Source organism: Streptomyces cinnamoneus, assembly GCF_002939475.1.
Classification (GTDB): domain Bacteria; phylum Actinomycetota; class Actinomycetes; order Streptomycetales; family Streptomycetaceae; genus Streptomyces; species Streptomyces cinnamoneus_A.
This window is the reverse complement of record NZ_PKFQ01000001.1, coordinates 1,405,683-1,430,357: the sequence shown is the minus strand read 5'-3', so window position 1 is coordinate 1,430,357 and position 24,675 is coordinate 1,405,683. Positions and strand designations below refer to the sequence as shown.

At 74.2% G+C, this 24,675-nt stretch carries 23 protein-coding genes; 17 read left to right on the top strand and 6 right to left on the bottom strand.

Going from position 1 to position 24,675, the window contains the following annotated elements:
• The first annotated feature begins 11 nt into the window (after positions 1–11).
• Positions 12–752 carry a helical backbone metal receptor gene (locus tag CYQ11_RS05715; protein ID WP_099202231.1) on the top strand — a complete coding sequence of 247 codons (741 nt, stop codon included), beginning with the start codon at positions 12–14 and terminating at the stop codon, positions 750–752.
• On the opposite strand, the gene CYQ11_RS05710 is transcribed toward CYQ11_RS05715, so the two are convergent.
• The gene (locus tag CYQ11_RS05710) at positions 679–1,803 is read right to left on the bottom strand and encodes a TDT family transporter (RefSeq protein WP_099202155.1); all 1,125 of its coding nucleotides are present in this window, start codon (positions 1,801–1,803) and stop codon (positions 679–681) included. The genes CYQ11_RS05715 and CYQ11_RS05710 overlap by 74 nt on opposite strands.
• Before the next feature lie 70 nt (positions 1,804–1,873).
• Between CYQ11_RS05710 and CYQ11_RS05705 the strand changes: the two genes are divergently transcribed.
• Positions 1,874–2,797: a LysR family transcriptional regulator gene (locus tag CYQ11_RS05705; RefSeq protein WP_099202156.1), complete on the top strand. Its 924-nt coding sequence runs from the start codon at positions 1,874–1,876 to the stop codon at positions 2,795–2,797.
• A 6-nt stretch (positions 2,798–2,803) separates the two neighbouring features.
• Here CYQ11_RS05705 and CYQ11_RS05700 read toward each other — a convergent pair whose 3' ends face one another.
• The 3 genes from CYQ11_RS05700 to CYQ11_RS05690 all read right to left on the bottom strand — a co-directional run bounded on the left by CYQ11_RS05700 (position 2,804) and on the right by CYQ11_RS05690 (position 5,927).
• Positions 2,804–3,523, bottom strand: a complete 720-nt coding sequence (locus CYQ11_RS05700; RefSeq protein WP_398780504.1) for a gamma-glutamyl-gamma-aminobutyrate hydrolase family protein — start codon at positions 3,521–3,523, stop codon at positions 2,804–2,806.
• Between the two features lie 26 nt (positions 3,524–3,549).
• Positions 3,550–5,010 carry an ethanolamine permease gene (gene eat, locus CYQ11_RS05695; protein WP_099202158.1) on the bottom strand — a complete coding sequence of 487 codons (1,461 nt, stop codon included), beginning with the start codon at positions 5,008–5,010 and terminating at the stop codon, positions 3,550–3,552.
• Between the two features lie 197 nt (positions 5,011–5,207).
• A complete protein-coding gene (locus CYQ11_RS05690) occupies positions 5,208–5,927 on the bottom strand; it encodes a FadR/GntR family transcriptional regulator (protein ID WP_099202159.1) in 720 nt (239 codons plus the stop codon).
• Positions 5,928–5,999: 72 nt separating this feature from the next.
• On the opposite strand from CYQ11_RS05690, the gene CYQ11_RS05685 reads away from it, so the two are divergent.
• The 4 genes from CYQ11_RS05685 (at position 6,000) to CYQ11_RS05670 (ending at position 10,896) form a co-directional block, all read left to right on the top strand.
• On the top strand, positions 6,000–7,367 hold the full coding sequence (locus tag CYQ11_RS05685) for a glutamine synthetase family protein (RefSeq protein WP_099202160.1): 1,368 nt from the start codon (positions 6,000–6,002) through the stop codon (positions 7,365–7,367).
• A gap of 10 nt (positions 7,368–7,377) precedes the next feature.
• Positions 7,378–8,745 (top strand): aldehyde dehydrogenase family protein, encoded by a 1,368-nt coding sequence (locus tag CYQ11_RS05680; protein WP_099202161.1) that lies wholly within the window; start codon positions 7,378–7,380, stop codon positions 8,743–8,745.
• A complete protein-coding gene (locus CYQ11_RS05675; RefSeq protein ID WP_099202162.1) occupies positions 8,742–9,527 on the top strand; it encodes a 3-oxoacyl-ACP reductase in 786 nt (261 codons plus the stop codon). Before CYQ11_RS05680 ends, CYQ11_RS05675 begins: the two co-directional genes overlap by 4 nt.
• Positions 9,528–9,615: 88 nt before the next feature.
• On the top strand, positions 9,616–10,896 hold the full coding sequence (locus CYQ11_RS05670; protein WP_099202163.1) for an HAD family hydrolase: 1,281 nt from the start codon (positions 9,616–9,618) through the stop codon (positions 10,894–10,896).
• Between the two features lie 37 nt (positions 10,897–10,933).
• Here CYQ11_RS05670 and CYQ11_RS05665 read toward each other — a convergent pair whose 3' ends face one another.
• A complete protein-coding gene (locus CYQ11_RS05665) occupies positions 10,934–12,121 on the bottom strand; it encodes an alanine racemase (RefSeq protein WP_398780502.1) in 1,188 nt (395 codons plus the stop codon).
• Positions 12,122–12,308: 187 nt separating this feature from the next.
• Here CYQ11_RS05665 and CYQ11_RS05660 point away from each other — a divergent pair, with 187 nt between their 5' ends.
• From CYQ11_RS05660 to CYQ11_RS05645, 4 genes are all read left to right on the top strand, one after another.
• Positions 12,309–13,178, top strand: coding sequence for a hypothetical protein (locus tag CYQ11_RS05660; RefSeq protein ID WP_099202164.1), 870 nt, complete (start codon positions 12,309–12,311; stop codon positions 13,176–13,178).
• The gene (mycP, locus tag CYQ11_RS05655) at positions 13,175–14,383 is read left to right on the top strand and encodes a type VII secretion-associated serine protease mycosin (RefSeq protein WP_099202165.1); all 1,209 of its coding nucleotides are present in this window, start codon (positions 13,175–13,177) and stop codon (positions 14,381–14,383) included. The genes CYQ11_RS05660 and mycP overlap by 4 nt, the downstream gene beginning before the upstream one ends.
• A 318-nt stretch (positions 14,384–14,701) precedes the next feature.
• Positions 14,702–15,445, top strand: a complete 744-nt coding sequence (locus CYQ11_RS05650; RefSeq protein WP_099202166.1) for an SseB family protein — start codon at positions 14,702–14,704, stop codon at positions 15,443–15,445.
• Between the two features lie 103 nt (positions 15,446–15,548).
• Entirely contained in the window at positions 15,549–16,373 is an 825-nt protein-coding gene (locus CYQ11_RS05645; RefSeq protein ID WP_099202167.1) for an MIP family channel protein, read from the top strand.
• Positions 16,374–16,505: 132 nt separating this feature from the next.
• Here CYQ11_RS05645 and CYQ11_RS05640 read toward each other — a convergent pair whose 3' ends face one another.
• Entirely contained in the window at positions 16,506–16,895 is a 390-nt protein-coding gene (locus tag CYQ11_RS05640) for a DUF1844 domain-containing protein (RefSeq protein WP_099202233.1), read from the bottom strand.
• Positions 16,896–17,214: 319 nt separating this feature from the next.
• Between CYQ11_RS05640 and infC the strand changes: the two genes are divergently transcribed.
• The 7 genes from infC to pheT all read left to right on the top strand — a co-directional run bounded on the left by infC (position 17,215) and on the right by pheT (position 24,626).
• Entirely contained in the window at positions 17,215–17,874 is a 660-nt protein-coding gene (gene infC / locus CYQ11_RS05630) for a translation initiation factor IF-3 (protein ID WP_099202168.1), read from the top strand.
• A 132-nt stretch (positions 17,875–18,006) separates the two neighbouring features.
• Complete coding sequence (gene rpmI, locus CYQ11_RS05625) at positions 18,007–18,201, top strand: 50S ribosomal protein L35 (RefSeq protein ID WP_099202169.1); 195 nt, start codon at positions 18,007–18,009, stop codon at positions 18,199–18,201.
• A gap of 96 nt (positions 18,202–18,297) precedes the next feature.
• Positions 18,298–18,684, top strand: coding sequence for a 50S ribosomal protein L20 (gene rplT, locus CYQ11_RS05620; protein WP_030493496.1), 387 nt, complete (start codon positions 18,298–18,300; stop codon positions 18,682–18,684).
• Positions 18,685–18,818: 134 nt separating this feature from the next.
• A complete protein-coding gene (locus CYQ11_RS05615; protein ID WP_099202170.1) occupies positions 18,819–19,673 on the top strand; it encodes a TrmH family RNA methyltransferase in 855 nt (284 codons plus the stop codon).
• A gap of 38 nt (positions 19,674–19,711) precedes the next feature.
• Complete coding sequence (locus tag CYQ11_RS05610; protein WP_099202171.1) at positions 19,712–20,824, top strand: sensor histidine kinase; 1,113 nt, start codon at positions 19,712–19,714, stop codon at positions 20,822–20,824.
• A gap of 167 nt (positions 20,825–20,991) precedes the next feature.
• Complete coding sequence (pheS, locus tag CYQ11_RS05605; RefSeq protein WP_099202172.1) at positions 20,992–22,116, top strand: phenylalanine--tRNA ligase subunit alpha; 1,125 nt, start codon at positions 20,992–20,994, stop codon at positions 22,114–22,116.
• A complete protein-coding gene (pheT, locus tag CYQ11_RS05600; RefSeq protein ID WP_099202173.1) occupies positions 22,116–24,626 on the top strand; it encodes a phenylalanine--tRNA ligase subunit beta in 2,511 nt (836 codons plus the stop codon). The genes pheS and pheT overlap by 1 nt, the downstream gene beginning before the upstream one ends.
• The last annotated feature ends 49 nt before the right edge of the window (positions 24,627–24,675 follow it).

Genomic DNA, 24,675 nt, shown 5'->3' with positions numbered 1-24,675 from the left:
CGGTGAGCTCGCTGAGCGGCCGTCCCGCCGTACGCCGTGTCGTCTCCCTCGTGCCCTCGCTGACCGAGGCCGTGGCCGTCACGGAGCCCGGGCTGCTCGTGGGGGCCACGAACTGGTGCGAGGAGCCCGCCGGGCTCGACGTCGTACGGATCGGCGGCACCAAGAACCCCGACGTGGCCCGTGTCGTGGCGCTCGCCCCCGACCTCGTCGTCGCCAACGAGGAGGAGAACCGGGCGCCCGACCTCGCCGCCCTGCGCGCCGCGGGACTGGACGTCATGGTCACCGGGATCCGCACGCTGGACCAGGCGTTCAGGGAACTGGAGCGGGTCCTCGTGCGCGGCTGCGGGCTGCGCCCGCCCGCGTGGCTGTCCGACGCGCGCGACGCTTGGCGGGACGTGAGCGCCCCCGGGCCCCTGCTGCGGGCCGTCGTGCCCGTGTGGCGCAGACCCTGGATGGTCCTCGGCAGCGACACCTTCGCCGGCGACCTGCTGGCCCGTCTCGGCGTGGCCAACGTCCACGCCGGGCACGCCGAACGCTACCCGCGCGTCCCCCTCGACGAGCTGAACGCCTGCGGCGCGGAGCTGGTCGTGCTCCCCGACGAGCCCTACCGCTTCACGCGCGACGACGGGCCGGAGGCGTTCCCCGGCCTGCCGTGCGCGCTGGTCAGCGGCCGCCACCTCACGTGGTACGGACCGTCGTTGACCCGAGCGCCACAGGTGCTGGCCGCGGCGCTGCGAGCAGCCCGCCGCTGAGCAGCCCGGCCAGCGTCCGGGCGCCCGCGACGGCCCAGGCGGCCACCAGCACGGCGTACAGCCCGACCGCCAGCCACGTGAACGCCTCCAGCCCGGTGTGGCGGGCCAGTCCGGCGGCGCCCGTGACGCAGGTGCCGAGGGGGAAGGTGAAGGCCCACCAGGTCATCGCGAAGCCCATGCCGCCCCGGAAGGCGCGGACCACCAGGGCCGTGGCCAGGGCCAGCCACAGCAGGGCGAAGCCGATCACGGGTGCGCCGTAGAGGACCGCGAAGCCGGCCATCGCCCGCGCGTACGGCTGCCCCACGGCACCCGGCGCGACGTCGGCGAGGTTGCCCACGGCGGTGGTGGACTGGCCCAGCGGGCCGAGCACGAGGAACAGCGTCGGCGTCAGCGCGAGCGGCAGCGGCCCGTGGTGGACGAGCCGGGAGAAGACCACCGGCAGGATGACGAGCGTCGCCAGCAGGCTCGCCCCGAACAGCGCGTAGCAGCCCAGCAGCATCGCCTCCCGCCACTGCCCGGCGGGCAGGTGCGGCACGAGGGCGGGGCCGAGCGCGGCGGAGACCATGGGGGCCACCACGGGCAGCAGCCAGACGGGGGAGGCGTCACCCGGCGCCACCCGGTGCCGGGTCACCATCAGGTACGGGACGGCGCAGGCGGCACCGAGCCCGACGACGGTGCCGGTCACCCACAGGACGGCGTCGGCGCGGACCGCGGCGTCGGCGCCGATCACGCCCGAGCCCACGGAGAGGGTGGCCCCGCCGACGGCCAGCAGCGCCATGGCCAGACACCCGTAGAAGGGCGCCACGGCCGGGTCGGCCAGGTGCCGTCTGGCCTGGTCCGGGTGGCGGGCCCAGTGGACGGCCCGGGCGGCGAGCAGGACGAGGAGCGCCAGCGCCGCCACGGCCCAGACGGCTTCGAACGCGCCGCGCAGCCCGCCGGTGTCCCCGGGCAGCGCCGCGCCCGCCGACGCGACGATCGCGGTGCCCATGACGGTGGCGTACCAGTTGGGGCCCAGATGGCGGAGCGGGGTGTGCGAGCGCGTGGTGGTCATGTCTCCACGGTCGCCGCGCAAGCGCGCCCCCACCAGGGACCATGGTGCTATGAGGACATAAGCTGGCGTTATGAGCGCCAGGGAGCAGCCGCCGTCGCCGCTCGCGCACCGGGTCCCCGACCTGGGGTCGCTGGAGCTGCTGCTCGCCGTCGCCCGGCTGGGCAGCCTCGGCCGGGCCGCGCGGGAGCTCGGCATCACCCAGCCCGCGGCGAGCGGCCGGGTGCGCAGCATGGAGCGGTTGCTGGGCGTCGCGCTCGTCGAGCGCTCCCCGCGCGGCTCCCAGCTCACCCCGTCCGGGGTGCTGGTCACCGACTGGGCGCGGCGCGTCGTCGAGGCGGCCGAGGCGTTCGACGCGGGGGCGCAGGCGCTGCGGACCCGCCGTGACTCGCGGCTGCGGGTGGCCGCGAGCATGACCATCGCGGAGTACCTGCTGCCCGGCTGGCTCGTCGCGCTGCGCACGCTGCGGCCGGGGCTGGCCGTGTCGCTGCTGGCGGGGAACTCGGCCGCCGTGGCGGAGCGGCTGCTGTCGGGGGAGGCCGACCTGGGCTTCGTCGAGGGGCTGGACGTGCCGTCCGGCCTGGACGGGACGGTCATCGGTCACGACCGGCTCGTCGTCGTCACGGCGCCGGGGCACCCGTGGGCACGGCGCCGCGGGCCGCTGGAGGTGGCGGAGCTGGCGGCCGCCCCGTTGATCCTGCGCGAGCGCGGCTCGGGCACCCGCCAGGTCCTCGACGCCGCGCTGGCGGGGTCGGGCGGCCCGGCCGCGCCGCTGCTGGAGCTGGCGTCGACGACGGCGGCGAAGGCGGCGGTGGTCGGCGGGGCGGGCCCGTCGGTGCTGAGCGAGCTGGCGATCGGGGAGGAGCTGGCCGCCCGGCGCCTGGTGGAGATCCCCGTGGCGGGGCTCTCCCTGCGCCGGGCGCTGCGGGCGGTGTGGCCGACGGGACACCGTCCCGCGGGGCCGGCCCGGGACCTGCTGGGGCTGACGGCCGGCTGACGGCCGTCACGCCTCACGCGTGGCCGCCCGCACGAGTCCCCTCACCAGTCGCAGGTCGTCCCGTGCCTCCGGATGCCACTGCACCGCCAGCGCGAAGGGCTTGCCCGGGTACTCCAGCGCCTCCACGGTGCCGTCCTCGGCGTGGGCGGTCGCGACGAGACCGGTGCCGAGGCGGTCCACGGACTGGTGGTGCTGCGTGGCCACCGCCAGCGGGCCGGACAGCAGGCCGGCGGTCCGCGTGCCCGGGACCGGGGTGACCGTGTGGTCGGTGAAGGTGCCGGGGACGGGGTTGTGGCGGTCGTGGCCCACCTCGTCGGGGAGGTGCTGGCAGAGCGTGCCTCCCGCGTGGACGTTCATCAGCTGCATGCCCCGGCAGATGCCGAGCACCGGCAGGCCGCGGCGCAGCGCGACGTCGAGCAGGGCCAGTTCCCAGCGGTCGCGCTCGGGTACGGGCGTCCCGGCGCGGGGGTGCGGGCGGGCGCCGTACAGGGCCGGGTCCAGGTCCTCGCCGCCGGCGAGGACGAGGCCGTCGAGGCGGTGGAGGACCGCCGCGGCGGACGCCGGGTCGTCGGGCGGCAGCATCACGGCGAGGCCGCCGGCCCGCTGGACGTAGGCCGGGTAGGCGGCGGGCAGGAGGGTGGCGGGCAGGTCCCAGGCCACTCCCCAGCGCGCCCGGGTCAGATAGGTGGTGACACCGATGAGGGGCCTGTGTTCCGGCGCGTCCAATTCCCTTGTCCTTTCCTCGTTCCCGCTCATTCTCCTGTCAGCTCCGCCTCCGCCGCGGCCAGTGCGGCGAACTCCTCCTCCGGCGCGCCGGCGACCAGCCGGTGCCTGCTGTAGAGGGCGAAGTAGGCGGCGGCGACGGCGTAGACGCCCAGGGCGATGAAGGCGGCGGTGACGTCCACCAGGAACGTGGCCACCAGCGCGGAGCAGGCCAGGACGAACGCCACCGCCGACGTCGCCGTCCCGCCCGGGGTGCGGTAGGGCCGGGCCAGCCGCGGCTCGCGGCGGCGCAGCACGATGTGGGAGAGCGACATCAGCGCGTAGGAGATGGTGGCGCCGAAGACCGCGACGTTGAGCATCCGCGCCCCGTCGCCGCTCGCGGCCGCCAGGGCGAAGCCGAGGGCGCCGGGCACCAGCAGGCCCAGCCAGGGGGCCTTGCGGCGGCTGGTGAGGGAGAGGAAGCGGGGGAGGTAGCCGGCCCGGGAGAGGGCGAAGAGCTGGCGCGACCCGGCGTAGATGAGGGAGAAGAAGGAGGCCACCAGGCCCGCGAGGCCCGCGTAGTTGACGACGCGGGCCAGGACCCGGCCGTGCCCGTCGCCCTCCAGCGCGGCGACCAGCGGGTTGCCCGCGTCCTTCATCGCCTCCGCACCGCCGGCGCCGGTGGTGGCGAGGAAGGTCAGCAGGGCCAGCAGCAGCAGGATGCCCATGGACGTGGCCATGGCCCTGGGGAGCGTGCGCGCCGGGTCCCTGGTCTCCTCCGCCGCCAGCGGCACGCCCTCGACGCCGAGGAAGAACCACATGCCGAACGGGAAGGCCGCCCAGATGCCGAGGAGGCCGAACGGCAGCCAGGACGAGGCCCCGAAGGCGTCCGGGTCGACGGGGATGTCGTCGAGCCGTCCGGCGTCGAAGTCGGTGAAGGCGCCCGCGGCGAAGACGATCAGGGCGGCCACCGCTATGCCGGTCACCACGAAGCTGAAGCGCAGGGCCTCGCCCACGCCCCACAGGTGGATGCCGATGAAGACGACGAAGCAGGCGAGGTACACGGGCCAGCCGGAGGTGAGCCCGAACAGGTGCAGCGACTCGACGTAGTCGCCGATGAAGAGGGAGATGGCGGCGGGTGCGAGGACATACTCGATGAGGATGGCCGTGCCGGTCAGGAAGCCGCCCCATGGGCCGAGCGCCCTGCGGGCGAAGCCGTAGCCGCCGCCCGCGGTGGGGAGGATGGCGGCCAGTTCGGCGAGGGCGAAGACCATGCAGGTGTACATCAGGCCCATCAGCACGGCGGCGACGGCCAGTCCGCCGAAACCGCCGTGCGCGAGGCCGTAGTTCCAGCCCGAGAAGTCGCCGGAGACGACGTAGGCCACGCCCAGCCCGGTGAGCAGGAGGGGCCCGGCGCTGCCCCGGCGCAGGGTGCGCTTCTCCAGATAGTCCTCGGCGCCGCCGTCCCCGGTGGCGGAGGGTGCGCTGGGGGAGTCCGTGCGATCGGCCATGAGCCGCTCCTGCCTGGGGGGACGTGAGGACGCCGAGGGACCGCTGAGGGAACACTCAGGCAAAGGTTTTGCGCCATACCTTTGCCGTGTGTGCGACGGAAAGGCAACCCCCGTGCGTAAATCCCGCGTTACGCGTCCTCACGACACCGTCGCTCCTGGGACATACGCCCCACGAGCAACACCCCGTCTCGTTCGTCTCAGGTCAGAAAGCCGCGCAACAGCGCCGCCGTGCCGCAGCAGTGCTCCCGCATCACCTCGCGCGCCTCGTCCGCGTCCTGGGCCAGGACCGCCTCCACCAGCGCGGTGTGCTGGCGCTGGGAGTGTTCGAGGTTGCGCACCAGCAGCGGGATGCAGTCCAGCAGTTCGTTGACCGAGGCCCGCACCGCCGCGTACTGCGCGGCCAGCGAGGGGGAACCGGACAGTTCCGCCAGGGTCAGGTGCAGCATCGTGTCCAGTCGGCGGTAGTCGGCCAGCGGCGCGTCGTGCGTGGCGGCCAGCGCCTCGCGCAGCCGCACGGCGCGCTCGCCGGCCAGGCCGTGCGCGGCGCACAGCCCCGCCGCGCCCACCTCCAGCACCTCGCGGAAGCGCAGCACGTCCTCGACGTCGACCGCCGCCACCCGGCGGCGCAGCTCCTCCTCGCCCGCCGCGGCCGGGGCCAGGACGAAGGTGCCGCCGTAGCGGCCCCGTCTGCTCTCCACCAGCCCCTGGTCGTGGAGCACCTTCAGCACCTCGCGCAGCGTCACCCGGCTGATCTGCAGCCGCTCCGCCAACTCCCGCTCGGCGGGCAGCCTTTCCCCGTGACCGACCAGGCCCAGCCGCACGATCTGGAGTATCTGGGCCAGAGCCTCCTCGAACCCGTTGCCCGCGCGCACCGGCCGCAGCACCGGCGCCAGCCGGTCCGCCGCATGCTCGTTCATCGGACCCCCTTCCCAATCAATGGTCTACCGGCCTACCTTATGACCTCCAGTCGCACCGACAGGAGGCAATACGTGGCAGACCGCATGCCCCCGCTCACGGTCGACGAGCTGCGCGGGCTCGTGGACACCGGGGAGATCGACACTGTCGTCCTGGCCTTCACGGACATGCAAGGACGGCTCCAGGGGAAGCGGTTCGCCGCCCGGTTCTTCCTCGACGACGCCCTGGAGCACGGCACCGAGGGCTGTAACTACCTGCTCGCCGTGGACGCCGACATGAACACCGTCGGCGGCTACACCATGGCCTCGTGGGAACGCGGCTACGGAGACTTCGCCCTGCACGGCGACACCGCCACCCTCCGCCGCACGCCGTGGAACCCCGGCACCGCACTCATCACCGCGGACCTCGCCTGGCACGACGGCTCACCCGTCCTCGCCTCGCCGCGGCAGATCCTGCGCCGCCAGCTCGGCCGGCTCGCCGAGCACGGCTGGACGGCCTACGCGGGCACGGAACTGGAGTTCATGCTCTTCAAGGACACCTACGAGGACGCCTGGAACCGCGGCTACCGCGGCATGACCCCGGCCAACCAGTACAACATCGACTACTCCGTCCTCGGCACCGGCCGCGTCGAGCCCGTACTGCGCCGCATCCGCAACGAGATGGGCGCCGCCGGCATGACGGTCGAGTCCGCCAAGGGCGAGTGCAACCTGGGCCAGCACGAGATCGCCTTCCGCTACGACGAGGCGCTCACCACCTGCGACCAGCACGTCGTCTACAAGACCGGGGCCAAGGAGATAGCCGCCCAGGAGGGCATGGCCCTGACCTTCATGGCCAAGTACGACGAGCGCGAGGGCAACTCCTGCCACATCCACCTCTCGCTGCGCGACGAGGCCGGAACACCGGTGCTCGCCGACGACTCCGGCCCGTACGGCATGTCCAAGCTGATGCGGCACTTCCTCGCCGGGCAGCTGGCCGCGCTGCGCGACTTCACGCTCCTCTACGCGCCGAACATCAACTCCTACAAGCGCTTCCGCCCCGGCTCCTTCGCCCCCACGGCCGTCGCCTGGGGCCCCGACAACCGCACCTGCGCCCTGCGCGTGGTCGGCCACGGGCCCTCCCACCGGTTCGAGAACCGGCTCCCCGGCGGCGACGTGAACCCCTACCTCGCCGTCGCCGGCATGGTCGCCGCCGGGCTCCACGGCGTCGAGCACGAGCTGGAGCTGCCCGAGGCGTGCACCGGCAACGCCTACTCCGGCGACGCCCGGCACGTCCCCGCCACGCTGCGCGACGCCGCGAAGCTGTGGGAGGAGAGCCCCCTCGCACGGGCGGCCTTCGGCGACGAGGTCGTCGAGCACTACCTGAACATGGCGCGCGTCGAGCAGGACGCCTACGACGCCGCCGTCACGGACTGGGAGCGCTTCCGCTCCTTCGAGCGGATGTGAGGACCGCACCTTGGACATCCTCAACCCGGCGACCGAAGAAGTCGTCGCCACCGTCCCCGACTCCACCGCGCGGGACGTGGACGCGGCCGTCCGGCGGGCGGCCGCGGCCCAGCCGGCCTGGGCGGCCCTGGCCCCCGGCGACCGCGCCCGCGCGCTGCGGCGCTTCGCCGCGGCCGTCGACGCCCACCTGGAGGAACTCGCCCTTCTGGAGGTCCGCGAGGCGGGCCACCCCATCGGCAACGCCCGCTGGGAGGCCGGCAACGTCCGCGACCTGCTCGACTACGCCGCCGGGGGAGCCGAGCGCCTGACCGGCGCCCAGATCCCCGTGGCCGGCGGGCTGGACGTCACCTTCCACGAGCCGCTCGGCGTCGTCGCCGTCATCGCCCCGTGGAACTTCCCCATGCCGATCGCGGCCTGGGGCCTGGCCCCGGCCCTCGCCGCCGGCAACGCCGTCCTGCTCAAACCGGCCGAGACCACCCCGCTGACCGCCCTGCGGCTCGCGGAGCTGGCCCTGGAGGCCCAGCTGCCCGAGGGGCTCTTCCAGGTCCTGCCGGGCCGGGGCCCGGTCGCCGGCGCCGCCCTCGTCGAACACCCGGGCGTCGCCAAGGTCGTCTTCACCGGATCCACCGCTGTCGGCAAGCAGATCATGGCCAAGTGCGCGGCGGGCGTGAAGCGCGTGACCCTCGAACTCGGCGGCAAGAGCCCCAACATCGTCTTCGCGGACGCCGACGTCGAGCGGGCGGCCGCCGCCGCTCCCGGCGCCTTCCTCGACAACACCGGACAGGACTGCTGCGCCCGCAGCCGCATCCTCGTCCAGCGCCGGGTCTACGACCGGTTCATGGAGCTGCTGGAGCCGGCCGTGAAGTCCTTCGTCACGGGCGACCCGGCCGACCCCGCCACGCAGATGGGGCCGCTGATCTCCGCCGCGCAGCGGGAGCGCGTGCGCGGGTACGTGCCCGAGGACGCACCGGCCGCCATCCGAGGCGAGGCGCCGGCCGGCAAGGGCTTCTGGTACCCCGCCACCGTCCTCGAAGCCGCCCCGGACGACCGCGTCGCCACCGAGGAGGTCTTCGGGCCGGTCGCCGTGGTCATCCCCTTCGAGGACGAGGCCGAGGCCGTCCGCCTCGCCAACGCCACCGACTACGGGCTGTCCGGCTCGATCTGGACCCGGGACGTCTCCCGCGCCCTGCGCCTCTCCCGGGCCGTCGCCGCCGGCAACCTCTCCGTCAACTCCCACAGCAGCGTCCGCTACTGGACGCCCTTCGGCGGCTTCAAGCAGTCCGGCCTCGGCCGGGAACTGGGCCCGGGCGCGCTGGCCGCCTTCGCCGAGACCAAGAACGTGTTCATCGCCATCGACCCCCTGGAGGAGACCAAGTGACCGACCAGACCCCCGTCTGCCGCCGTCTCGTCGGACGCACGGCCGTCATCACCGGAGCCGGCAGCGGCATCGGCCTGGCCACCGCACGGCGCCTGGCCTCCGAGGGCGCCCACGTCGTGTGCGCCGACATCGACGAGAGCGCCGGCAAGGCCGCGGCCGACGAGGTCGGCGGGCTCTTCGTCCAGGTCGACGTCACCGACGCCGAGCAGGTCGAGGCGCTCTTCAAGACCGCCTACGACACCTACGGCTCCGTCGACGTCGCCTTCAACAACGCCGGCATCTCGCCGCCCGACGACGACTCCATCCTCACCACCGGGCTCGACGCCTGGAAGCGCGTCCAGGAGGTCAACCTCACCTCCGTCTACCTGTGCTGCAAGGCGGCACTGCCCTACATGCAGCGGCAGGGCAAGGGCTCCATCATCAACACCGCGTCCTTCGTCGCCGTGATGGGCGCCGCCACCTCACAGATCAGCTACACCGCCTCCAAGGGCGGCGTGCTGGCCATGTCCCGCGAGCTGGGCGTGCAGTTCGCCCGCGAGGGCATCCGCGTCAACGCCCTCTGCCCGGGGCCCGTGAACACCCCCCTGCTCAAGGAGCTGTTCGCCAAGGACCCCGAGCGGGCCGCGCGCCGGCTGGTGCACGTCCCCGTGGGGCGCTTCGCCGAACCGGAGGAGATCGCCGCCGCGGTCGCCTTCCTCGCCAGCGACGACTCGTCCTTCGTCAACGCCGCCGAGTTCCTCGTCGACGGAGGCATCGCGGGCGCCTACGTGACCCCGCTGTAGGGTCCATGATCAGACGCCGGGACCGGGGGCCGGTATGCGCGGTCCGGTCCCGGCGCGCCTCCAGCCGTCCCCGCACCAAAGAGAGCTCATGCGCACCAAGTCCGCCATCGTCGCCGGCCTCGCTGCCGTCGCGGCCCTCGCCGCCTCGGTCCCCGCCACCGCCGCGACCCCGGCCTCCGCCGCCCTGACGGCCCGTCCGAACTGCCCGCAGCTCGACAAGAACACCCCGTGGTTCGGCGACAACCGCGCCAAGCTGCAGAAGATGATCGACGAGCGGGGCACCTGCTCCGGCAAGCGGGGCGGCGCCCGTCCCGTCGCCGCCTTCGACTGGGACAACACGGTCGTCAAGAACGACATCACCGACGCGACCCTCGCCTGGTCCCTCAAGCACGACAAGATCCTGCGGCCCAAGCACTGGAGCGACACCAGCAAGTGGCTCACCCCGGCCGCCGACCGCGCGCTCACCAAGGCGTGCGGCACCTCGGTGCCCGTCGGCCACCCCCTGCCCACCTCGAAGAACACCGCCTGCACCGACGAGATCTTCGAGATCCGCGAGAAGTCGCAGACCATGAGCGGCGAGGCGGCCTTCGCCGGCGACTGGAACCACCGGCGCACGGTCCCCGCCTACGCGTGGATCCCCCAGCTCTTCGCCGGTCACACCCCCGCCGCCCTCACCTCCTTCGCCAAGCGGGCCCGGGCCGAGCAGCTGGCCGCCCCGGTCGGGGCGAAGCAGACCGTCGGCACCCACACGATCGCCGGCTACGTCCGCTACTACGACCAGCAGAAGGACCTGATCCGCACCCTCAAGGCGGCCGGCTTCGACGTCTACATCATCTCGGCCTCCTCCGAGCCCATCGCCGAGGCGTGGTCCAGCGGTGTCGGCCTGGACCGCAAGCACACCGTCGGCATCCGCAGCATCGTCGAGCACGGCCGCCTCACCACGGGCGTCAAGGGCTGCGGCGACGTCGCGGACGGGGCCGGCGAGGCCATCCCGTACATGGACGGCAAGCGTTGCGTGATCAACCAGGAGATCTTCAAGATCAAGGGCGCGAAGGCCTGGCAGCAGCAGGACTTCTCCCACCGCATCGCCCTCGGCGCGGGCGACGCCGACACCGACGTGACGTTCGTGAACGACGCGACCGGCGCCCACGTCGCCGTCAACCGCAACAAGGCCGAGCTGATGTGCCGCGCCTACGACGACGCGGACGGCCGCTGGGTGGCCAACCCGATGTTCATCGAGCCGATGCCGCGCAAGTCGGGGACGTACCCGTGCTCGACGACCGGCGCGACGGCCGCCGACGGCTCGAAGGTGCCGGTGAAGCGCGCCGACGGTTCCGTCATCGCCGACCAGGTGGACCGGGCCTTCTGACGGGACGTCCGGCCCTGAGCGGGCGCGGGGCCGGGGGTCACAGGAACGCGTGGCCCTCGCCCCGGTAGGTGGGGACGGTGTCCACCACCCGCTCCCCGTCGATCAGGTGCAGCGCGGCGAAGCGCTCGCACAGCTCGCCCGCCTTCGCGTGCCGGAACCACACCCGGTCGCCGATCAGCAGGTCGTCCGCGGGCGTGCCCAGCAGCGGCGTCTGCACCTCCCCGGCCCCCTCCCGCGGGGCGTGCCGCAGCCCCGCCGGAAGGTGGGGCACCGGCAGCCGGTCCGGCCCGGGCACGCCCGAGGCCGGGTAGCCCCCGCCGAGGACGGTCACCACACCCACCCCCGGGCGGCGCACCACGGGCAGGGCGAAGAGAGCGGCCGGGCGGGCGGCGAACGAGGCGTAGTCGTCGAAGAGCCGGGGCGCGTACAGGCCCGAGCCGGCCGCCACCTCCGTCACCGCCGCCTCGGCCGCGGTGTGCTGGACGCTGCCCGTACCGCCGCCGTTGACGAACTCCAGCTCCGCCACCGCCCGGACCGCCCGGACGGCCTCCGCGCGCCGGGCGGCCAGCTGCCGCCGGGCGGCCGACTGCATCAGCCGGATCCCCCGGGCGCGCAGCGGCCGGCCGGCGGGGGCGTCGCCCACGCCGGCCACGTGCGCCTCGTACGCCATCAGGCCCACCAGCCGGAAGCCGGGGCGGCGGTCGACGGCCCGGGCCAGCTCGGCCAGTTGCTCCGGTTCGCCCAGCGGTGAGCGTAATGCCCCGATCCGTAACCTGCCGCCGAGCAGCCGCAGCGAGGTGTCCAACTCCAGGCACACCCGTACCTCTTCGCGGCCGGCCCGCGCCGCGTCCACCAGCGCCAGCTGCGCCGGGTCGTCCACCGTCACCGTCACCGCGCGCGCCAGCTTGGCGTCCGACGTCAGCTCCGCGAACGCGGCGCGGTCGGCTGAGGGATAGGCCAGCAGCACGTCCTCCAGGCCCGAGCGCGCCAGCCACAGCGACTCGGCGAGGGTGTGGCTCATCACGCCCGCGAAGCCGTCGCGCGCCAGCACCCGGTCCAACAGGGCCCGGCAGCGCACGGACTTGGTGGCCACCCGCACCGGCTTGCCCCTGGCCCGCCGCACCAGGTCGGCGGCGTTGGCGTCGAACGCCGCCAGGTCGACCACCGCCAGCGGGGCGTCCAGATGAGCGGTGGCCCGGTCGTAACGCACTCGGTCGGACGACATGGCGGGCAGCCTGCCAGAGCGGAATCGCGCTGGGTAGAGGTGGGACGCGGGCGAATGGCACCCGCCCTCGTGCGCACCGTAAAGTGGCGCCGCACGCCCGCCCCCAGGGCCGCGGGTGGGATGTCCGAATACGGCGGTATAGCGCGATACGGCGGCACCGCGGGCCGGTTCGCGAGGGGAGCGCAGGGTGAGCACCGAAGCGGATGCCGTGCCGCGGCGCCCCGCCCCCGTCCACGTCCCCCCGATGCCGTCGTCGCCTCCGGCGGTCTCCGGCCCCCCGGCGGTCTCCGGCGTCCCCGCCGCGCCGGGCCGGAACGTCGCGGCCGCGGTCTGCACGATTCTGGGCGTCGGCCTCATAGCCGGGGCGGCCGCCGGGAGTTGGGTCACCGGCGGGCCGCACGACCGGACCACGGCGCAGGCGGCGTACGAGCGCGGGGCCACCCTCTGGCAGACCCTGCCCGTCGACGAGCTGTTCCCCGTGGCGGTGCACGGCGGCGCGGCCGGGCCCGGCGGCGCCGACCGGGACTGGACGCGCACGGGCGTCGCCCCGGCCGAGGGCTGCACCGGCGCCTTCGACCCGCTGCTGGCCAAGGCCCTGGCCCCCGTCGGCTGCAAGCGCCTGCTGCGCGCCACCTACACCGACGCCACCTCGACGAGTGTGACCACCGTCGGACTGCTCGTCACCGACGCGGACCCGTCCGGCATGCGCGCCCTGCGCAAGCGCTTCGCCGACGAGAACCTCGACGAGCGAACGGACCTGATGCCCCGCCCGTACGCCCCGCGCGGTACCGCCGCCGCCCGCTTCGGCGACGCCCAGCGCGCCAGCTGGCGCATCGACGTGCTCACCGACACCCCCGCCGTCGTCTACTCCGTCACCGGCTTCGCGGACGGTCGCGCCGGCGTCCCGCCCCAGCCGGCCGTGCGCGCGACGGCCCCCGGCGCCGCCACGACCGCGGCCCAGGCCGGCCTCGGCCACGACGCCACCGCCCTCGCCGAGCGCGTGGCACGCGGATACCGCGACGCCACCCACCGGACGGCGCGCGAGGACGAAGGATGAGGGCGCGCACCGCCCGGCGGGCCCTGGGCGCCCTCTCCGCCGGCGTCGCCCTCGCCGTCCTCATGGCCGGGCCCGCGCGCGCCGACGCCATACGCGCGCAGGAGTGGGGCCTCGACTCGGTGCGGGTCCACGAGGCGTGGGGGACGACCAAGGGGGCCGGCGTCACCGTCGCGGTGCTCGACACCGGGGTCGACGAGGGGCACCCGGACCTCCGGGGCCGGGTGCTGCCGGGCAAGGACCTGATCGGCTTCGGCGCGGGCCCGGGCGACCGGGCGTGGGCGCGACACGGCACCGCGATGGCGGGCATCGTCGCCGGGCGCGGACACGGCCCGGACGACGCGGACGGCGTCATGGGCGTCGCCCCGGACGCCCGGATCCTGCCGGTGCGGGTCATCCTCGAGGACGGCGACCCGGCCCGGGCCAAGGCCCGCGGCGCGCGGGGCGCCGCCCTCGCCGACGGCATCCGCTGGGCGGCCGACCACGGCGCCGACGTGATCAACCTGTCCCTCGGCGACGACAGCGACACCGCCCACCCCGAGCCGCGCGAGGACGCCGCCGTGCAGTACGCGCTGCGCAAGGGGGCGGTCGTGGTCGCCTCGGCCGGCAACGGCGGCGAGCACGGCGACCACGTCTCCTACCCGGCCGCCTATCCCGGCGTGATCGCCGTGACCGCCGTCGACCGCTACGGCGCCCACGCCTCCTTCTCCACCCGCCGCTGGTACGCCACCGTCAGCGCGCCGGGCGTCGACGTGGTGATCGCCGACCCCGACCGCCGCTACTACGAGGGCTGGGGCACGAGCGCCGCGTCCGCCTTCGTCTCCGGGGTCGTCGCCCTGGTCAGGGCGGCCGATCCGGGCCTCGCCCCGGCGCAGGTCCGCGAGCTGCTGACCCGCACCGCGCAGGACGCGCCGCCGGGCGGGCGCAGCGACGAGCTGGGCGCCGGCCTGGTGGACGCGGCGGCGGCCGTGACCGCGGCGACGCGGGGCGGCGTGGCCGCGCGGGGCGCCACGGCACCGGCCCCGCGCTACTTCGGCGCCGGGCCCCGCCCCGGCCCGCGGCACACCGGCGGCGCCCCCCTCGGCGGCCCGGCCCTCGCGGCGGGCGGCGCGGGCGTGGCCCTGCTGGCGGCCGCCGCGGTGCTGGACCGCAGACGCCGGCGGGAGAAGACGGCCGGCGCGCCCCGGCGGGCCTTCCTCCAGCGGTAGGGCGCCGTCCGCCGGCTCCGCGCGGGACCCGGGCGGCCTCCGAGGCATCGGACGCCGGGCCGTCTCGTGCCGTACGGGGCGCTCACCGTGCCGCGCCCCCGCCGCACGGCCATGCCACCGTCGGCCACGCCACACGCCACACGCCGACGCTTGCGGGCCCGCCCGGCGCGCTCACCGTGCCGCGGCCGCGCCACCGCGCGTCCCGCCGGCGCCGGCGCGGGGCAGGCTCCCCGCGCCCTTCGCCGCCGCCCGGCCGGGCCCCTGCGCGGGGGTCAACCCGCCCCACGGCCCGGCGCCCGCGCCGGATAGGCTCGGCCCGTGGCGCTCAAGAACATCCCCGACCCCGGCTTCTCCGACGACGACGGCTCCGCCGACGCCGCCCTCACCGAGGCGCTCGCCGCCTGGGGGGCCGACCGGACGGACCCGGAGGCCGAGCGGCGGGTCCTCGCCGCGCTGACGGGCGCGCGGCTGCTCGTACCCGTGGTGGCCGTGCTCGGCGAGGTGGAGACCGGGGAGGACGGTCTCAAGCGCGAGAAGACCAGCGACATGGCCGTGCCGACGCTCCAGGCGCCCGACGGCCGCCGGGCGCTGCCGGCGTTCACCTCCACCGGGACGCTCGCCCGCTGGCGCGCGGACGCCCGGCCCGTGGCCGTACCGCTGCACCAGGCGCTCCAGGCGGCCGCGCACGAGAAGGCCGACACGATCGTCCTCGACCTGGCCGGCCCGGTGACCTACCCCCTGACCGGTGCCGCGCTGCTCGCGCTGGCCGAGGGACGCGACAGCGCGGACCCGCTGGCCGACCCCGCCGTCACCGGCGCCCTGCGCGCGGTGCTGGAGGACGAGCCCGCGGTGCTACGCGCCCACCTCACGCCGTCCCGCGAGGCCGACGGCACCCTGGCCCTCACCCTGGCCCCCGGCGCCCCGGCGCCCGACGTGGTGCGCCGCGTCGCGGAGGGCCTGGCCGGCGACGAGGTGCTGCGGGCACGGCTGGTCAAGGGCCTGGACCTCGCCCTGCTGCCGGCGGAGGCGACCGTTCCGGGAGAGGCGCTCTTCAGCCGCTGAGAGGGACCGGCGCGCGCGTCGCGCCGGGCTCCTCGACAGGCGCCCGGGGAGAGATCGTCCGACAATGCCTAAGGACGGTCCACGAGATCCTCAGGAGGTCGCCATGGACGCCCTGAAGAACGTGAAGCTGGACCTGGCCCACCTCGACCCGGTGACGACCAGGGCCATCACGTCCGAATTCCTCGGAACGCTGCTGCTGGTGTTCTTCGCCGTGGGCTCCGTGGTCCTCGCCGCCGACTACATCGGCGTGCTCGGCATCGCGCTGGCCTTCGGCTTCACCCTGCTGGCCCTCGCGTACGCCCTGGGCCCAGTGTCGGGCTGCCACGTCAACCCGGCGGTGACGCTCGGCATGCTGATGGAGCGGCGCATCACCCTGCACACGGCGATCGAGTACTGGATCGCCCAGCTGCTGGGCGGCATCGTCGGCGCGGCGATCCTCTTCCTGCTCGCCAAGCAGGTGCCGGGGCTGAAGACGCACGGCGCCTTCGGCAGCAACGGCTTCGCCGACCGCTCGAACGTGCACCTGAACACGGGCGGCGCGTTCCTCGCGGAGGTCGTGATGACCTTCCTGCTGGTCTTCGTGGTGCTCGCGGTCACCCACCGGGTGGCCCTCATGGGCTTCGGCGGGCTGGCCATCGGCGTGGCACTGGCCGTGGTGCACATCGTGGGCGTCCCGCTGACGGGCACTTCCGTCAACCCGGCCCGGAGCCTGGGGCCCGCCCTCTTCGCGGGCGGGCCGGCGCTGTCACAGCTGTGGCTGTTCATCATCGCCCCGCTCATCGGCGGCGCGCTGGCCGCCTACGCCCACCGGGTGACCCATCCGCCCCACAGCCTCGCCGTCTCCGCGGACGAGCTGGCGGCGCCGGAGCCCCTGGCGGGTCCGGGCGAGGGCCGGCCGGACCGGCCGCACTTCGGCGGCCGGGCCTGACGGCCGCATCCGACCGCCCGAGGGCGGACCGTCCTGAGGCGGAAGGAACGGGGGCCGGACCGGCTTGCGGTCCGGCCCCCGTTCCTTCCGCCTTCGTTCCTGCGGCCCGCGGCCGCTCCCGCTCGGTGGGGCTCAGCCGTACACGGGCCCCGTGAACTTCTCGCCCGGCCCCTGGCCCGGCTCGTCCGGCACGACGGACGCCTCGCGGAAGGCCAGCTGGAGGGACTTCAGGCCGTCGCGCAGCGGGGCCGCGTGGAAGTTGCTGACCTCGGTGGCGCTCGCGGTCACCAGCCCGGCCAGGGCGGTGATCAGCTTGCGGGCCTCGTCCAGGTCCTTGTGCTGCTCGCCCTCCTCGGCGAGGCCCAGGTTGACCGCCGCCGCGCTCATCAGGTGCACCGCGACCGTGGTGATCACCTCGACCGCCGGGACGTCCGCGATGTCGCGGGTCATGGTGTCGAAGTCGGGGGTGCCCTCGCCGGGGGTGTCGGCGGAGGAGTCGTTGCTGGGGGTCGCGTCGCTCATGGCGCCCACGATACGTCCCGGTGGCGTATCGGTTCGCCACCGGTTAGCACGCCTGCTCCACAGCTGCTAGTGTGGTGGATCGACCGGCTGGGTGCTCCTGTGCCCGGCCCACAAGTGGAGCTCCGTTCTCCCACCTCGCCGACCACAGGTCGGCAGGTCTCCGGTCAGGTAGCGGCCATCGTTCCGTACGGACGATGGAGCTGCCCGATGCGCCCCGCGGCTCGCCGTGGCGGTGTTCCGGTTTCATGGAGCCCCGCCTGTGTCCCGTCGGGGCATTTTTTGTGCGTCGGCGCGGTTGGTCTTTACGAAAAGACGTTACGTGGCCGCCCGCGAGGGCGTCACGTGGTGCTACCGAGGAGGCCCCATCAGCGCCGAGCCCCGCATCAACGACCGGATCCGCGTCCCCGAGGTGCGACTTGTCGGTCCCAGTGGCGAGCAGGTCGGCATCGTGCCGCTTGCCAAGGCCCTGGAGCTTGCGCAGGAGTACGACCTCGACCTGGTCGAGGTGGCGGCGAACGCACGCCCGCCGGTCTGCAAGCTCATGGACTACGGGAAGTTCAAGTACGAGTCGGCCATGAAGGCCCGTGAGGCGCGCAAGAACCAGGCGCACACGGTCATCAAGGAGATGAAGCTCCGGCCGAAGATCGACCCGCACGACTATGACACCAAGAAGGGTCACGTCGTCCGGTTCCTCAAGCAGGGCGACAAGGTCAAGATCACGATCATGTTCCGTGGTCGCGAGCAGTCCCGGCCCGAGCTGGGCTACCGACTGCTGCAGCGGCTCGCGGAGGATGTCCAGGAGCTGGGTTTCGTGGAGTCGAACCCCAAGCAGGACGGCCGCAACATGATCATGGTTCTCGGTCCGCACAAGAAGAAGACCGAGGCGATGGCCGAGGCCCGCGAGGCGCAGGCCGCCCGCAAGGCGGAGCGCCAGGGCGGGTCCAGCGCGGACGCCGCCGAGGAGCCCGCAGAGGCGTGATCCCTGGGGTCGCACGCGGCCCCGGATCGCTCCGGGGCGGACCGCCCCGGGAAGCAACCCGAACAAGATGACGCTCCCATGCGCCCACTCACGGGCTCGGGGGAGTGCCACCGACGAGGAGAGAACGGCGCTATGCCGAAGAACAAGACGCACAGCGGTGCCAAGAAGCGCTTCAAGGTCACCGGCTCCGGCAAGGTGCTGCGTGAGCGCGCTGGCAAGCGCCACCTGCTCGAGCACAAGTCGTCCCGCCTGACGCGTCGCCTCACCGGCAACGCCGAGATGGCCCCGGCCGACGCCGCGAAGATCAAGAAGCTTCTCGGCAAGTGACGTCCGGCGCCACCGCGCCGAAACGTCCGCACCGGGACCCAATCGATTCCGGGCCGTGTGAGAACTGACCACGGCCCCGCTACAAGGAGTTAACAAGTGGCACGCGTCAAGCGCGCAGTCAACGCGCACAAGAAGCGCCGGGCGATCCTCGAGCAGGCCAGCGGTTACCGCGGCCAGCGGTCGCGTCTGTACCGCAAGGCCAAGGAGCAGGTCACCCACTCCCTGGTCTACAACTACAACGACCGCAAGAAGCGCAAGGGCGACTTCCGTCAGCTGTGGATCCAGCGCATCAACGCCGCTGCCCGCCAGAACGGCATGACGTACAACCGCCTCATCCAGGGTCTGAAGGCCGCCAACATCGAGGTGGACCGCAAGATCCTGGCCGAGCTCGCGGTCAACGACATCAACGCGTTCGCCGCGCTCGTCGAGGTCGCGCAGAAGGCGCTGCCGGCCGACGTCAACGCCCCGAAGGCCGCCGCCTGATCCGGCGCCCTCCACGGCATCGAGCGGACCCGCAGGCCCCCGGGGCCTTGCGGGTCCGCTGCCGTTTGCCACCCGCTCCGCGCGGCCGGCCACGGCCGTAGGACCCCACCCCAGTGAGAAGTGAGCCGCCGCCCATGGGCACCCCCGAGCTGATCTCCCCGCGCTCCCCCCGCGTCATCGCCGCCCGCCGGCTGGCCAAGCGCAGTTTCCGGGTCAAGGAGCGCCGGTTCATCGCCGAGGGCCCGCAGGCCGTGCGCGAGGCGATCGACCACCGCAGCGCCGGCGAGCCGACGCTGGTGGAGCTCTTCGCCACCGTCGAGGCCGCCGAGCGGCACGCGGAGATCGTCGGTGCGGCCCGCGCCGCCGGGGTGCGCTTCCACCTGGCCACCGACGACGTGATCGCCGACCTCTCGCAGACCGTGACCCCGCAGGGCCTCGTGGGTGTCTGCCGCTTCCTCGACTCGCCCTTCGAGGAGATCCTCGCCGCCCGCCCCAAGCTGGTGGCGGTCCTCGCGCACGTACGCGACCCCGGCAACGCCGGCACGGTCCTGCGCTGCGCGGACGCCGCCGGGGCCGACGCGGTCGTGCTCACCGACGCCTCGGTGGACCTGTACAACCCCAAGTCCGTGCGCGCCTCCGTCGGCTCGCTCTTCCACCTGCCGGTCGCCGTGGGCGTCCCCGTCGAGCAGGCCGTGCGGGGCCTGGGCGACGCCGGGGTGCGCATCCTGGCCGCCGACGGCGCGGGGGAGCGGGACCTGGACGGCGAGCTCGACGAGGGCACCATGGGCGGCCCCACCGCCTGGGTCTTCGGCAACGAGGCCTGGGGCCTGCCGGAGGAGACCCGCGCCCTGGCCGACGCGGTGGTGCGGGTACCGATCCACGGCAAGGCGGAGAGCCTGAACCTCGCGACGGCCGCCGCGGTGTGCCTGTACGCCTCCGCTCGTGCGCAGCGCGCGTCCGGAGGGTGCCGCTCCGTGACCTCCAGCTAGTAGGGTGGCGCTCCGGGGGTCAGGGAGGGGGTGCGGTGATGAAGGTGGGGACGGCCGGAAGCATGGCCGGAATCTGTCCATCCGCCTCGCCCGGCCTGGGGCTGCACCCCGACGACCTGCCCGACGGCCTGGTCGTGGCCGACGCCGCCCAGCGCGTCACGTGCTTCAACGCCGCCGCGGCCCGCATCACGGGGCTGCGCCCCGCCGACGCCGTGGGGCGCCCGCTGGAGAGCGCCCTGCCGCTGGAGGACCTGGACGGCAGGCGCTGGTGGGCGCTGACCGATCCCTACGGGGGGCTCGCCACCCGCAGCGGCCAGCCCGAGCGGAACCTCCTGCTGCCCGGCGGCCGCCAGGTGCTGGTCTCCGCCCGCTACGTCCGGGAGCGGCCGGGCGGGCCCGTGGTGCGCGTCGTGGTCCAGCTGCGCGGCACCGAGGCGCGCCGCCGCGCCGAGCGCAGCCACGCCGAGCTGATCGCCACCGTCGCCCATGAGCTGCGCTCCCCGCTGACGTCCGTCAAGGGCTTCACGGCGACGCTGCTGGCCAAGTGGGAGCGGTTCACCGACGACCAGAAGCGGCTGATGCTGGAGACCGTCGACGCCGACGCCGACCGGGTCACCCGTCTGATCGCCGAGCTGCTGGACATCTCCCGGATCGACTCCGGACGGCTGGAGGTCCGCCGGCAGCCCGTCGACATGGCCGCCGCGGTCTTACGGCACGTGGAGACCTACGTCCGGGCAGGCCTGCCCCGCGACCGTTTCCGGCTCGAGGTCGCCGAGGAACTGCCCGCGCTCTGGGCGGACCCGGACAAGGTCGACCAGGTCCTCGGCAACCTCCTGGAAAACGCGGTGCGCCACGGCGAGGGACGCGTCACCATAGAGGTGTCACCGGCAGTGACGAAGGCCCGGACGGAGGGGACGGCGGTCACCGTGAGCGATGAGGGCCCCGGAATCCCCGAGGAGTCGATGGCCCGCGTCTTCACCCGCTTCTGGCGGGGCAGCAAGCGCGGCGGCACCGGCCTCGGCCTGTACATCGTCAAGGGCATCGTCGAGGCCCACGGCGGAACCATCACGGTGGGGCGGGCCGCCAGGGGCGGCGCGCAGTTCCGGTTTACCCTGCCCGTGGGCGCCCCGGCCTTCCTCACCCAGGGCTGAAGCGCCGCCCACGGGCTCATCCGACCACGCGCGCCCCTTAGACTCGACCTTTGGCACCTTTGGCACCACCTTTGGCCAACGTCATCGGACACGCGCCGGGCAGCGAAGCGAAGCCTGGGGGCACCTCCCAGCGGTAGCTGGGGGACAATTCGGAAGCACGGGAAGAGATGTCGGCACCCAATAAGTCGTACGACCCTGTCGAGGTCGAGGCACTGAAACCGGAAGAGATCGAGCGCATGCGGGACGAGGCGCTCGCCGCCTTCGCCGCGGCCGCCGACCTCGACGCCCTGCGCGAGGCCAAGGCCGCGCACATGGGCGACCGCTCTCCGCTCGCCCTCGCCAACCGTGAGATCGGCGCCCTGCCGCCGCAGGCCAAGGCCGACGCCGGCAAGCGCGTGGGCATGGCCCGCGGTGCCGTGAACAAGGCCCTGGCCGCCCGGCAGGCGGAGCTGGAGGCCGAGCGCGACGCCCGGGTCCTGGTCGAGGAGGCGGTGGACGTCACCCTGCCCTACGACCGCACCCCGGCCGGCGCCCGGCACCCCCTGACCACCCTCTGCGAGCGCATCGAGGACGTCTTCGTGGCCATGGGCTACGAGGTCGCCGAGGGCCCCGAGGTCGAGGCGGAGTGGTTCAACTTCGACGCCCTGAACTTCGAGCCCGACCACCCGGCCCGCGCCATGCAGGACACCTTCTTCGTCCAGGGCGAGGACAAGAAGGCCGCCGAGTCCGGCGTCGTCCTGCGCACCCACACCTCCCCGGTGCAGGTGCGTTCCATGCTCGACCGCGAGCCGCCCGTCTACGTGGTCTGCCCGGGCCGCGTCTACCGCACGGACGAGCTGGACGCCACCCACACCCCGGTCTTCCACCAGGTCGAGCTCCTCGCCATCGACGAGGGCCTGACCATGGCCGACCTCAAGGGGACCATCGAGCACATGGTGCGCTCGCTGTTCGGCGAGGGCCTCACCACGCGGCTGCGCCCGAACTACTTCCCCTTCACCGAGCCCTCCGCCGAGCTGGACATGGAGTGCTACGTCTGCCGCGGCGAGTCGGTCGGCGACCCCGAGAAGGCGTGCCGCACCTGCTCCAGCGAGGGCTGGATCGAGCTGGGCGGCTGCGGCATGGTCAACCCGCGGGTGCTGGTGGCCGCGGGCATCGACCCGGAGAAGTACAGCGGCTTCGCCTTCGGGTTCGGCATCGAGCGAATGCTGATGTTCCGCCACAACGTCGAGGACATGCGAGACATGGTCGAAGGTGACGTGCGCTTCACCCGGCCGTTCGGGATGGAGATCTGATGCGCGCCCCGCTTTCCTGGCTGCGGGAATACGTCGACCTGCCGGCCGGCGAGACCGGCCGCGACGTGCAGGCCAAGCTCGTCGCCGCCGGCCTTGAGGTCGAGCGCGTCGAGCGGCTCGGCAGCGACCTGACCGGTCCCCTGGTCGTCGGCAAGGTCCTCACCATCGAGGAGCTCGAGGGCTTCCGCAAGCCGATCCGCTTCTGCACCGTCGACGTCGGTCAGGCCAACGGCACCGGCGAGCCGCAGGAGATCGTCTGCGGCGCCCGCAACTTCGTCGTGGGCGACAAGGTCGTCGTGGCCCTGCCCGGCGCCGTGCTGCCCGGCGACTTCGCGATCGCCGAGCGCAAGACCTACGGCCGGATGTCGCGCGGCATGATCTGCTCCGGCGACGAGCTGGGCATGGGCGACGACGGCACGCACGGCATCATCGTGCTGCCGCCCGAGCACGAGGTCGGCACCGACGCCGTCGCGCTGCTGGAGCTCGTCGACGACGTCCTCGACATCGCCGTCACCCCCGACCGGGGCTACTGCCTGTCGATGCGCGGCATCGCCCGCGAGGCCGCCACCGCCTACGGCCTGCCGCTGCGCGACCCGGCCCTGCTGGACGTGCCCGCGCCCAACGGCTACGGCTACCCCGTCCAGGTCGCCGACCCCACCGGCTGCGACCGCTTCACCGCCCGCACGGTCACCGGTCTCGACCCCGAGGCCCGCTCCCCGATCTGGCTCCAGCGCCGCCTCCAGAAGGCCGGCATGCGCCCGGTCTCGCTGACCGTCGACGTCACCAACTACGTGATGCTCGAGCTGGGCCAGCCGCTGCACGCCTACGACCGCGCCCGTCTGGACGGGGCGATCGGGGTGCGCCGCGCCCGGGCCGGTGAGAAGCTCACCACCCTCGACGGCACCAAGCGCGTCCTGGACGCCGAGGACCTCGTCATCACCGACGAGCGCGGCCCCATCGGGCTCGCCGGCGTCATGGGCGGTGCCGAGACCGAGATCGCCGGCCCCGCCGACGGCCAGGGCTCGACCGAGGTCGTCATCGAGGCCGCGCACTTCGACCCGGTCGCCATCGCCCGGGCCGCGCGCCGCCACAAGCTGTCCTCCGAGGCGTCCAAGCGCTTCGAGCGCGGTGTCGACCCGCAGGCCGCCTCCGCGGCCGCCCAGCGGACCGTCGACCTGCTCGTGCTGCTCGCGGGCGGCACCGCCGAGGCCGGCGTCACCGAGATCGTCGCCCCCAGCGGGCCGCGCACCATCTCCCTGCACGCGAACCACCCGGACCGCGTCGCCGGCGTCGAGTACGGCCGCGAGACCGTGGTGCGCCGCCTGCAGGAGGTCGGCTGCGACGTCTACGGGCAGGACGAGCTGATCGTCACCGTGCCCAGCTGGCGTCCCGACCTCACCGACCCCAACGACCTGGCGGAAGAGGTCATCCGGCTCGAGGGCTATGAGAACCTGCCCTCGACCCTGCCCCAGCCGCCCGCCGGCCGTGGCCTGACGCGGCGCCAGCGACTGCACCGCCGGGTCGGCCGGGCGCTGGCCGGCTCGGGTTACGTCGAGGCCCTCAACTACCCCTTCCTCGGGGACTGGGCCCTGGACCACCTGGGCCTGGAGGCCGACGACCCGCGCCGCGCCACCGTGACGCTGGTCAACCCGCTCTCCGACGCCGAGCCCGCGCTGCGCACCACGCTGCTGCCGGGGCTGTTCGCCGCCCTGCGCCGCAACGACGGCCGGGGCGAGCACGACCTCGCCCTCTTCGAGACGGGCCTGGTCTTCCGCCGCAGCGGCGACGAGCCCACCCCGGTCCGGCTGCCGGTGGACCGCCGTCCCACCGACGAGGAGATCGCCGCCCTCGACGCCGCGCTGCCGCAGCAGCCTCGCCACGCCGCGGTCGTCCTCGCCGGCGCCCGTGAGCAGGCCGGCTGGTGGGGCAAGGGCCGCCCGTCCACCTGGGCGGACGCCGTCGAGGCGGGCCGCGTCGTCGCCCGTGAGGCCGGTGTCGAGCTGATCGTCCGCCAGGATCAGCAGGCGCCGTTCCACCCCGGCCGCTGCGCCGCGCTGCTCGCCGTCGTCGACGGCGAGGAGGTGCTCGTCGGCAACGCCGGTGAGCTCCACCCGCGCGTCACCAAGGCGTTCGGCCTGCCGGAGCGCACCTGCGCGATGGAGATCATCCTGGACCGCCTGGAGCGGGCCGGCACCCCGGTCGTCGAGGCGCCGCACGTGTCCGCCTTCCCGGTGGCCACCCAGGACGTCGCCCTCGTCGTGGACGCCTCGGTCGCAGCCGTCGACGTCGAGGCCGCCCTGCGGGACGGCGCGGGCGAACTGCTCGAGTCGCTGCGCCTGTTCGACGTCTTCACCGGCACCCAGCTCGGTGAGGGCAAGAAGTCGCTGGCCTACGCCCTGCGCTTCCGCGCCGACGACCGCACCCTGACCGCGGAGGAGGCCTCGGCCGCCCGTGACGCCGCGGTCGCCAAGGCCGTCGAGCGCACCGGCGCGGTGCTGCGCGGCGCGTAACGCGACCCGTACGACGGGCGACGGCCACGCCGCGCCCACGGCGAAGGGG